Raw genomic sequence first — 9535 nt, 5'->3', positions numbered from 1 at the left:
GCCCGGGGTCGTGGGTCCGGCCGCGGGGCCGGCCGGCACGTCGGCGGGCGCGTCGGCAGGCTTCGCCGCATCGGCAGGCTTCGCGGCGTCCGCAGGCTTCGCGGCGTCCGCAGGCTTCGCGGCGTCCGCAGGCTTCGCTGGGTCAGCAGGCTTCGCTGCGTCGGCGGACTCCGGCGCGGACGGCGAGACCGGGCCCGCGGAACCGGACGACCCGGTCGCGGCCGGGCGGGCCGGTCCGGCGTCACCGGAGCCCTCGGCCCCGCGGACGGCGTCCGTCCCCGTCTCCGCGGATCGGGCAGCCGTCGCGGCACCGGAGCCCCCGGCGGCCTCCGACGACGACCGCAGAGCGGAGTCGGTCGGGAACGCCGCGGCGCCCGACGGGGTGGTCGCCGGCCCGGCGAGCACGCTCGGTGCCTCCGGGGCCGCGGCCTGCGCGACGGCGCCGGGCACCGTGGGTGCCGCGGCCGCGGACACGGCCGCACCGTCGGTGAGAGCCAGGACCCCTCCGGTGAACATGACAGCACTCACCGTCACCACCGCCGCCGCGCTCATCACCGTACGTCGTGCCAGTCCGCGCCTCATGGCTTCGTTCCCGTCCCCATCCGTGTCCGGCTTGTCCGATATCCACGACGCTAGAAGCACCCTGTGCACACCAGCCACACCCGCCACCCGTCGGTGGGGTGAGGTCACCCCGGAGGAGGTCACCCGAACCGGCGGCCCGCCATAACGGGTGGGATCCGGGTGACGATCGGGACCAGCGGGACGGAGCGACCGGCCCTCGTGTCACCCCGGCGGGCGGCGCCCCAGGTCAGGACCGGGACGGGAGGGTCTCCGGCGCCCGCCACCAGACGAGCGCCGCGACCAGTGACAGCACCCCGGTCACGGCGAACGCCGGCCCGTACCCCCAGACCTCGGCGAGCGCACCGGCCACGAGCGGCCCGGCGATGGCACCGAGATCGGCCGCCATCTGGAAGCCCGCCAGCACCGAGCCGCCGCGGGCGCGCTCCCCGATGACGTCGGCGACGGCCGCGTTGAGCGGCGGGTTCACCAGTCCGCTGCCGAGCCCCGCGACGAGCGAGAGCGCCAGGAACGCCCAGGGGTCGAGCACCCAGCCGAGGACGGCCGTCGACGCACCCGACACCGCGAGGCCGGCGATCAGCGGGGGCCTGCGACCGGAGCGGTCGGCGAGACGTCCGGCCAGCAGCAGGGTCGCCGCGTTCCCGGCCGCGAACACCGACAACGCGATGCCGCCGAACGCGTCCTCGCGCCCCAGCGCCTCGACCACCACCAGCGGGACCAGCGCGATGCGGACGCCGAACACCGCCCAGCCGTTCGCGAAGTTCCCCACCAGCGACGCCCGGTAGGCACGGTGGCGCACGGCGTCGCGGAACCGGGTGCGCGGCGGGGGCGCCTCGTCGACCGGGCCCTCCGGCCGGCGCAGCAGCGGCCCGCCCACGACGATCACCAGCACCAGCAGCGCCGCGTAGATCAGGAACGGGGCGCGTACGTCGATCGCGGCGAGGGTGCCGCCGAGCAGCGGCCCGGCGATGTTGCCGAGCAGGAACCCGGTCGCCCACAGGCTCGTCGCGCGGCCCCGCAGGTGCGGCGGGGACAGCCGCACGAGCAGCGACACCGCCGAGATCGTGAACATCGTCGATCCGACGCCCGCGACCAGGCGCAGCGCGATCAGCTGCCAGTACGCCGTCGCGAAGGCCAGACCGGCCGTCGTCACGGCGACGACGGCGAGCCCGGCGACGAACACCCGCAGCTCGCCGAACCGGCCGACGACCGTGCCGGACAGCGGGGCGAACACCAGCCGGGAGAAGGCGAACACGCTGATCACGGCGGCGGCCGCGGTCACCCCGACGTCGAACGAGCGCGCGAACGCCGGCAGCACCGGCGCGACCAGCCCGAACCCGATGGCGATCGCGAACGCCGACCCGACCAGCACGCCGATCTCGCGGGGCAGCGCCGTCGCACCCCGCACCGTGGGGGGCGCGGGCACCGGTGCGCCGGGTACGGCGGGGTCGCGGCCGTCGTGCTCGACCACGTGGCCCTCCGCTCCGCTGTCCCGGCCGACGACCGTACGCCCGCCGGTCCGCGGCGGCCGACGCCGGTGCGGGCACACGACGGTGCCGGGGACGGCGCCGTGGACACTGTCGTCGTGGACGACGATCCGATCGCCCGGCTGGAGCGGCTCGCCGGGCCGGAGGGGACGGCGCTGCTGGAGCGGCTCGCCGTCGCCGACCGGGACGGTGACGCCGCGCTCCGGCTGGGGACCGCGCTGCGCCGTGAGCACGACGCCGGGCTGGTCGCCGACGCGATGGCCCAGGCCGGGCTGCGGGACCGGGCCGCCCGCAAGTTCGCACGGGCCGCGCGGATGTGGTTCACGCGCGACGGGCTGGAGCAGGCGTCGTCGGAGGTGATCGCGCGACACCGGGCCGCCCGATTCGCCGGGCGCGCGGTCGTCGACCTGTGCTGCGGGATCGGCGGCGACCTGGTCTCGCTGGTCGCGGCGGGCCACGAGGTCACCGGCGTCGACCTGGATCCGGTGCACCTGTGGATGGCCGACCGCAACGCGGCCGTGCACGGCGGCTCGGCCCGGACGGTGCGGCGCGACGTGCGTGACGCCGACCTGTCCGGCACCGACGGCGTGTTCGTCGACCCGGCCCGGCGCACCGGCGGTGGCCGGATGCGGACCGGCGAGTCCGAGCCGCCGTTGGGCTGGTGCCTGGAGCTGGAGCGGCGGGCCGGCGCGGTCGGGATCAAGGCGGCACCGGGGATCGACCACGACACCGTCCCGCCGGACTGGGAGATCGAGTTCCTCGCGCTCGGACGCGAGCTGAAGGAGGCCTGCGCCTGGTCCCCCGCGCTGGCCCGCGCCCGCACGCGCGCCACCGTCGTCGACGACGACGGCGTGCACGAACTGCAGGGCGAGCCGGACCCGCCGGACGGGGACACCGGGATCGCGGTCGGCGAACCGGGCGTCTGGCTGCTCGACCCGAACCCGGCCGTCACCCGGGCCGGGCTGGTCTCCGCGCTGGCCCGGGCCACCGGCACCGCCCGGATCGACCCGCGGATCGCCTTTCTCACCGGCGACGACGAGCCCCCGGCCACGCCGTTCGCGCGGCCGCTGCGGGTGCTCGACTCCCGTCCGTGGGACCAGAAGCGGCTGCCCCGGCTGCTGCGCGAGCTCGACGTCGGCGCGGTCGACGTGCGGCGCCGCGGCCTGGCCGGTGACGTCGAGGCGATCGCCCGGAAGTTGCGCGGCCGCGGGTCGCGGCACGCCACCGTGGTGATGACCCGGGTCGACGACCGGCCGTGGGGCCTGGTCTGCGTGGACCCCCGCCGGGGCAGCTCCTAACCGCGGCCGGGGAAGTGGATGAACTCCAGCGCGATGCCGTCCGGGTCGCGGAACTCCAGCGTCGCGTAGCCGGTCGGGTCGGTCCGGTCGACGACGCCGCCGTGCGGCACGGTGAGGCTGTCCAGCCAGGCGGCCCAGGCGTCGAGGGTCGCGCGGTCGGCGACGCCGAACGCCAGGTGGTCGAGCGCGCCGCGGGGGCCGCCGCCGTCGCCGTCGGCCGGGGCGTGCAGCTCGATCATCACTCCGGTCACGACGTCGAGGAGCAGTGCCGCCTTCTCCGACGAGCCGTCGGCGGCGTCGTGGTGCGGGAAGGTCATCGGCAGCCGTTGCAGCCCGAGGACGCGCTGGTACCAGAGCGCACTGGACTCCACGTCGGTCACGGCCGCCGCCACGTGGTGGAAGCCGGTGACCGCCGGTCGTTCGATGGCCGAGCCCATGGGCGTCCTTCTCGTCGCCGGCCACCCGCGGGGCGGCCGGTCCTCCCTCTCGTCGCGGAGCAGTACACCACCGGCGGACCTCCCGGGGGCGGACGACGTCCGCCGGAGTGATCGACCGTGCGCGCACCGGTACGTCCGGCGCGGTCGGCGCACCGCGTTGCCCGGCCCGGCCGCGCGTGCCACCGTCGTGCCCGTGACGACGATCGCCGAGGTGCCGGAGTCGATGCGGTGCAGCGTGCTGCGTGCCGCCGGTGAGCTGGAGGTGCAGCAGCGACCGGTCCCCCGGCCCGGCCCCCGGGAGGTGCTGGTGCGGGTGGCGGCGGTCGGCACCTGCGGCTCCGACGTGCACTACTTCCGGCACGGCCGGATCGGCGACTTCGTGCTGCGCGAGCCGATGGTGCTCGGGCACGAGCCGTCCGGGCGGATCGTGGGCGTCGGGGAGGGCGTCGACGCGGGGCGGATCGGCGAGCGCGTCTCGCTGGAGCCGGGCGTGCCCTGCCGTCGCTGCCGGTACTGCCACACCGGCGCCTACAACCTGTGCCCGGACATGGTGTTCTTCGCGACCCCGCCGGTCGACGGCGCGTTCGCCGAGTACGTGACGATCGCCGACGACTTCGCCCACCCCGTCCCCGAGCACGTCTCCGACGACGCCGCCGCTCTGCTGGAACCGCTGTCGGTCGCGCTGTGGGCGAACCACAGGGCGGACACCGGGGTCGGGTCGCGGGTGCTCGTCGCCGGGGCGGGGCCGATCGGGCTGCTCGTCGCGCAGGTGGCGGCGGCGCAGGGCGCCGCCGAGGTCGTCGTCAGCGACCCGGATCCGGCGCGCGCCGCGCTGGCCCGCGACTTCGGCGCGACCGACGTCGTCGCGCCGGGCGCCGACGTGTCCGGTGTGGACGCCTTCGTCGACTGCTCCGGGGTGCCGGCCGCGGTGCTGGGCGGGCTGCCCGCGGTCCGGCCGGGAGGCGCCGCGGTGCTGGTCGGGATGGGTGCCGACGAGATGACGCTGCCGGTGTCGATGCTGCAGTCGCGCGAGATCACCCTGACCGGCACCTTCCGGTACGCCAACACCTGGCCGACGGCGGTGCGCATGGCCGCGTCGGGCGCGGTGGACCTGGGCCGGCTGGTGACCGGGCACGTCGACCTCGACCACGTCGGCGACGCCCTGTCCCCCGACGCGTCGCAGGTCAAGGTGGTCGTCCGGCCGTGAGGGCGGTCGCGGACCGGGGCTGGACCGACACGGTCGCCCGGCTCGTGCACGCCGCCCCCGCCGGGCCCGCCGGGAACCGGCTGGTCACCGTGGACGGGTTCTCCGGGGCCGGGAAGTCCACGCGGGCCCGCGAGCTCGCCGACCGGCTCGGGGCCCCGCTGCTCGAGATCGAGGACCTGTGCCCCGGCTGGGACGGGCTGCCCCGGGTCCCGGCGCTGGCCCGGCGCGGGATCGGTGACCCGCTGGCGGCCGGTACGACGCTGCGCTGGACGTCGTGGGACTGGGTGCGCGACCGGCCGGGACCGGAACGCACGCTGGAGCCGGCGGCCGTCGTCGTGCTGGAGGGGTGCGGGAGCGGCGCGGCCGAGCTGGCGCCGGTGACCTCGCTGGCGATCTGGGTGGAGGCGTCGGCGGACGAGCGGGAGCGGCGGCTGCGCGGGCGGGCGGACTGGCCGGGCTACGCCCCGTACCGCGACGGCTGGCGGCGCGCCGAACAGGAGCTGGCCCGTTCCGGTGGCGCACCGGAACGGGCCGATCTCGTGCTGGACGGCTGAGGGCCCGGCACCACCCCCCACGAGGGTGCCGGGCCCCGCCGAGTCCTCCGTCAGGGAGTCGCGCGGCGCAGCACCAGGTACCCGGCCCCCGCCGCGACCGCGGCGAGGATCAGCGGATAGCCGGCGAGCAGCGCCCACGTCGGCGTCTCGACGAAGAACCGGCCGAACGCCCCCCAGGCGTTCTGCCAGGTCAGGAGCACGATCCCGGCGGCGACCACCAGCACGGGCACCAGGGCCGCGCCCCAGACCCCGAGCTGTCCCCAGCGCCGGAATACCGCACCGAGCAGCACGAACACCAGTCCGATCGTCAGCAGCGGCACCCAGTACACGAGCACCTGGGTGACCGGGTTCGACTGCCCCATGAAGCCCATCTCGAAGAACTGGACCCGCAGACCCCAGCCGTCGGTGGCCCGTTCGACGGCCAGCAGCACGCTGAGCCCGACCGCGCTGACCAGGGTCTCCGCCGCCACCAGCAGGACGGTGCCGAGGTAGAAGTGCCGTCGCGTGATGCCCAGGCTCAGCGCGAACGGCATCACCTGGGTCATGAGCGCGAGATAGGTGCTGGCCAGGATGAAGAAGAACGAGGTCAGGGCACCCGTGTAGCCGGTCGGCTCGTCGCCGCCGTTGCTGCGCACCACCCACCAGACGGTCTGGTGCAGCACGAAGACGACGGCCAGGATCAGCCAGGCCACCCCGAACCGGCGGCCCCAGTTGACCGTGCCCATCCGGATCGCGGCGCGCACCCGGGCGGGCGCGGCGTCGACCGGGCTGCGATCGGCGGTGACGGCGGTCATGACAGGACCTCCTCGGCGACGCCGACGCCCGGCGCCGCGTTCATCTGGGTCGTACGGACGACGAGCTGCTGCAGCGAGACGGGCTCGAACTGCAGGTTCGGCTCGGAGGCGCGGGTCGGCGCGACCCCGGAGAGGGTGACGCGGAGGAAGCCGCCGAGGCGCTCCCGGTGCAGCTCGGTGTGGCCGCGGGCGAACCGCTCGACCGACTCGGCGGGCCCGGAGACGGTGACGGCCCGGCCGCGCAGCGCCTCGGCCTCCTCGTCGATGAGCACGCGGCCCCGGTCGATCAGGACGACGTGCTCGATGAGGTCGGAGACCTCGTCGATCAGGTGCGTCGAGAGCACGACGGTGCGCGGGTGTTCGGCGAAGTCGGCGAGCAGGTGGTCGTAGAACATCTGCCGGGCGACGGCATCGAGGCCCAGGTAGGGCTCGTCGAAGAAGGTCAGCGGGGCCCGCGAGGCCAGTCCGATGATCACCCCGACCGCGGACTGCTGGCCGCGCGAGAGCTTCTTGCAGAGCCGGGTGAGCGGGAGCCCGAACTCCCCGACGAGCCGGTCGGCGAAGGCCTGGTCCCACTGCGGGTACACGCTCGCGGCGGCACGGAGCGCGTGGTGGACCCGGTACTCGTCCGGGTACTTCAGCGACTCGCGGATGAAGCAGGTGCGGGCGAGCACCCGGGCGTTCTCGTAGGGCTGCTCGCCGAAGATCTCGGCGCGCCCGGAGGTCGCGAAGTTCTGCGCGGTGAGGATCTGCATCGCGGTGGTCTTGCCTGCGCCGTTGCGGCCGAGCAGCCCGTGGATGCGGTTCTCCTCCAGCGTGAACGTCACGTCGTCGAGCGCGGTCACGTCGCCGTAGCGCTTCGTGACGCCGTGCATGGCGATCACGTCGGTGCTCATCGGTCGTCCCCCCAGACGTCGATCATCTTCTTGAGCTGCTCGGGGTCGATGCCGAGCTTGCGGGCCTCGGTGACCAGCGGAGCGATGTACTGCCGGGCGAAGTCCTCGCGGCGGCTCTCCAGCAGCCGGGACCGTGCCCCCTCGGCGACGAACATGCCGATCCCCCGTCTCTTGTAGAGCACGCCCTGCGTGACCAGCTGGTTGAGACCCTTCGCCGCGGTGGCCGGGTTGATCCGGTGGAAGGCGGCGAGCTCGTTGCTGGACGGCACCTGGGTCTCCTCCGGATAGGTCCCGTCCACCACGGCGGACGCGATGTCCTCCGCGATCTGCGCGAACAGCGGGCGTCCGTCGTCGATCACGGCGACCTCCCGGTGCCGTAGTGCAGTGGTTCATTAGTCATGTAATGAACCATAGCGGCGGGGGGTCGATCCGTCCAGCGGGCTACTATTTCCGTTCAGAGTTATATAAACTCGGAGTTGTGGAAGCGTTCGACGTGCTGGGCGACCCCGTCCGGCGGCGCATCCTGGAACTCCTTGCCGGGGGCGAGCGGACGGCAGGGCGGGTGACCGAGGTCGTCCGCGCCGAGTTCGGGATATCGCAGCCGGCCGTCTCCCGACACCTGCGCGTGCTGCGGGACAACGGGTTCGCCACCGTCCGGGCGGAGGGGACCCGGAGGCTCTACGCGGTCGACCCGTCCGGGCCCGCCGCGGCCGAGCAGTGGCTGGCCGGGCTGCGCGGCTTCTGGACGCAGCGGCTCGACGCGCTCGACACCGAACTGGCCCGTGGATCGAGGAGGAACCCGTGACCGATACCGGAAGCCGTGCCGGGGAGGTGGTCCGCGGCCCCGACGGGCGTGCCGTGCTGCGGTTCCGCCGCGTCCACGACGAACCCGTCGCCGACGTCTGGTCGGCGGTCACCGACCCGGACCGCTGCGCGCGGTGGTTCGGGCGGTGGAGCGGCGACGGGCGGCCCGGCGGCACCGTCGAGCTCGTCCTGACCAGCGACGAGGACGGCGGCGGCGCCCCGTCCACCGTGCTCGTCCGGGAATGCGAGCCCCCGCACCGGCTGGTCGTCGACATCCGGGAGGGTGACGGCGAGCCGTGGGAGCTGTCGGTGACGCTCACCCCGGACGGCGGGGGCGCCGTGCTCGTGTTCGAGCAGGTGCTGCCCGACGGGTTCTCCCCGGCCGACGCCGGCCCGGGCTGGCACTGGTACCTCGACCGGCTCGCCGCAGTCCTGGCCGGGGCACCGATGCCGGACTGGGAGGCGACCCTCGCGGCGACGGCACCGTACTACCGGAGCTGAATTCGGTGCAGGCCGAAACGTCCGGCGCCTAGCGTCGTCGCCGTGACGGGAACAGGGATGCGGGTCGCCGCGGCGGCCGGGGTGACCGTGCTGGCGTGGGCGTCGGCGTTCGTGGCGATCCGGGCCGTGGGGCCGGCGTTCGGCGCCGGTGCGCTCGCGCTCGGACGACTGGCGGTCGGCGGGGTCGCGCTCACGCTCGCCGTGCTGGCATCGCGGTCCTGGGTGCGGCCGACCACGCGGGAGTGGCTGCTGATGGTGGTGTGCGGGGTGAGCTGGTTCGCCGTGTACAACGTCGCGCTGAACGCGGCCGAGGAACGCCTCGACGCCGGGACCGCGGCGATGCTGGTGAACGTCGGACCGATCCTCATCGCGCTCTCCGCCGGCGTCGTGCTGCGGGAGGGCTTCCCGCGCCCGCTGCTGGCGGGCGCCGGGATCGGGTTCGCGGGGGCCGTGCTGATCGGGTTCGCCACCTCGGGCGACGGCCCGGCCGGTGCCGGGGGCCCGGTGGGCGCGCTGCTGTGCCTGCTGGCCGCCGCGACCTGGACGATCGGGGTGCTCGCCCAGAAGCCCGTGCTCCGGCGCCTGCCCGCGGTGCAGGTCACCCAGGTCGCCTGCGTGGTCGGAGCGGTCGTCACGCTGCCGTGGGCCGGCGACCTGGCCGACGGTCTCGGCACGGCGTCCGGGCCGGAGATCGCCGGGATGGTCTACCTCGGGCTCGTCCCGACGGCGCTCGCGTTCGGGACCTGGGCGTACGCGCTGTCGCGGATCGACGCGGGACAGCTCGGCGTCACCACCTACCTCGTCCCGACGCTGGTGGTGCTCATGGCGTGGCCGGTACTCGGGGAGCTGCCGCCGCCGCTGGCGCTGCTCGGCGGCGTGCTCGCGCTGACGGGGGTGGCGCTGTCCCGCTACCGGGGGCGGCCGGCGCGGGAGAGCCGGGTCGCGGCGGGCGGGGTGCCGGGGCCCGGCGGGGACCGG

General features: G+C 75.2%; 11 protein-coding genes and 1 pseudogene. 6 read left to right on the top strand and 6 right to left on the bottom strand.

Annotated elements, in window-relative coordinates:
- Together NH602_RS23885 and NH602_RS23880 are read right to left on the bottom strand one after the other, a co-directional pair.
- Positions 1-528, bottom strand: a pseudogene (locus tag NH602_RS23885) (hypothetical protein); the annotation flags it as partial.
- A 280-nt stretch (positions 529-808) separates the two neighbouring features.
- Positions 809-2050: an MFS transporter gene (locus NH602_RS23880; protein ID WP_083659026.1), complete on the bottom strand. Its 1242-nt coding sequence runs from the start codon at positions 2048-2050 to the stop codon at positions 809-811.
- A gap of 114 nt (positions 2051-2164) precedes the next feature.
- On the opposite strand from NH602_RS23880, the gene NH602_RS23875 reads away from it, so the two are divergent.
- The gene (locus NH602_RS23875) at positions 2165-3364 is read left to right on the top strand and encodes a class I SAM-dependent methyltransferase (RefSeq protein WP_253068962.1); all 1200 of its coding nucleotides are present in this window, start codon (positions 2165-2167) and stop codon (positions 3362-3364) included.
- Here NH602_RS23875 and NH602_RS23870 read toward each other — a convergent pair.
- Positions 3361-3801: a VOC family protein gene (locus NH602_RS23870; RefSeq protein ID WP_073577832.1), complete on the bottom strand. Its 441-nt coding sequence runs from the start codon at positions 3799-3801 to the stop codon at positions 3361-3363. The two genes, NH602_RS23875 and NH602_RS23870, sit on opposite strands and share 4 nt — an antisense overlap.
- A gap of 193 nt (positions 3802-3994) precedes the next feature.
- Here NH602_RS23870 and NH602_RS23865 point away from each other — a divergent pair, with 193 nt between their 5' ends.
- Positions 3995-5008 (top strand): alcohol dehydrogenase catalytic domain-containing protein, encoded by a 1014-nt coding sequence (locus tag NH602_RS23865; RefSeq protein ID WP_253068961.1) that lies wholly within the window; start codon positions 3995-3997, stop codon positions 5006-5008.
- Positions 5005-5562, top strand: a complete 558-nt coding sequence (locus NH602_RS23860) for a hypothetical protein (RefSeq protein WP_253068960.1) — start codon at positions 5005-5007, stop codon at positions 5560-5562. Before NH602_RS23865 ends, NH602_RS23860 begins: the two co-directional genes overlap by 4 nt.
- A 50-nt stretch (positions 5563-5612) precedes the next feature.
- On the opposite strand, the gene NH602_RS23855 is transcribed toward NH602_RS23860, so the two are convergent.
- From NH602_RS23855 to NH602_RS23845, 3 genes are read right to left on the bottom strand one after another with little or no spacing between them, the layout of a single operon-like run.
- Entirely contained in the window at positions 5613-6356 is a 744-nt protein-coding gene (locus NH602_RS23855; protein ID WP_253068959.1) for a hypothetical protein, read from the bottom strand.
- Positions 6353-7252, bottom strand: coding sequence for an ABC transporter ATP-binding protein (locus NH602_RS23850; protein ID WP_253068958.1), 900 nt, complete (start codon positions 7250-7252; stop codon positions 6353-6355). Before NH602_RS23850 ends, NH602_RS23855 begins: the two co-directional genes overlap by 4 nt.
- Positions 7249-7608, bottom strand: coding sequence for a GntR family transcriptional regulator (locus NH602_RS23845; RefSeq protein WP_062404114.1), 360 nt, complete (start codon positions 7606-7608; stop codon positions 7249-7251). Before NH602_RS23845 ends, NH602_RS23850 begins: the two co-directional genes overlap by 4 nt.
- A 122-nt stretch (positions 7609-7730) precedes the next feature.
- Here NH602_RS23845 and NH602_RS23840 point away from each other — a divergent pair, with 122 nt between their 5' ends.
- From NH602_RS23840 to NH602_RS23830, 3 genes are all read left to right on the top strand, one after another.
- Entirely contained in the window at positions 7731-8057 is a 327-nt protein-coding gene (locus NH602_RS23840; protein ID WP_253068957.1) for a helix-turn-helix transcriptional regulator, read from the top strand.
- Positions 8054-8557 (top strand): SRPBCC family protein, encoded by a 504-nt coding sequence (locus tag NH602_RS23835; protein WP_253068956.1) that lies wholly within the window; start codon positions 8054-8056, stop codon positions 8555-8557. The genes NH602_RS23840 and NH602_RS23835 overlap by 4 nt, the downstream gene beginning before the upstream one ends.
- Before the next feature lie 42 nt (positions 8558-8599).
- A partial coding sequence (locus NH602_RS23830; RefSeq protein ID WP_253068955.1) for a DMT family transporter occupies positions 8600-9535 on the top strand: 936 nt, incomplete at its 3' end.

Source organism: Pseudonocardia sp. McavD-2-B, from assembly GCF_024124365.1.
GTDB lineage: Bacteria > Actinomycetota > Actinomycetes > Mycobacteriales > Pseudonocardiaceae > Pseudonocardia > Pseudonocardia alni.
This window is presented reverse-complemented; position numbering and strand designations above follow the sequence as displayed.

What these genes read in the sequence shown, in the direction of transcription:
- NH602_RS23855 (WP_253068959.1), bottom strand. Translation starts at nt 6,356, where the DNA reads ATGACCGCCGTCACCGCCGATCGCAGCCCGGTCGACGCCGCGCCCGCC.
- NH602_RS23870 (WP_073577832.1), bottom strand. Translation starts at nt 3,801, where the DNA reads ATGGGCTCGGCCATCGAACGACCGGCGGTCACCGGCTTCCACCACGTG.
- NH602_RS23850 (WP_253068958.1), bottom strand. Translation starts at nt 7,252, where the DNA reads ATGAGCACCGACGTGATCGCCATGCACGGCGTCACGAAGCGCTACGGC.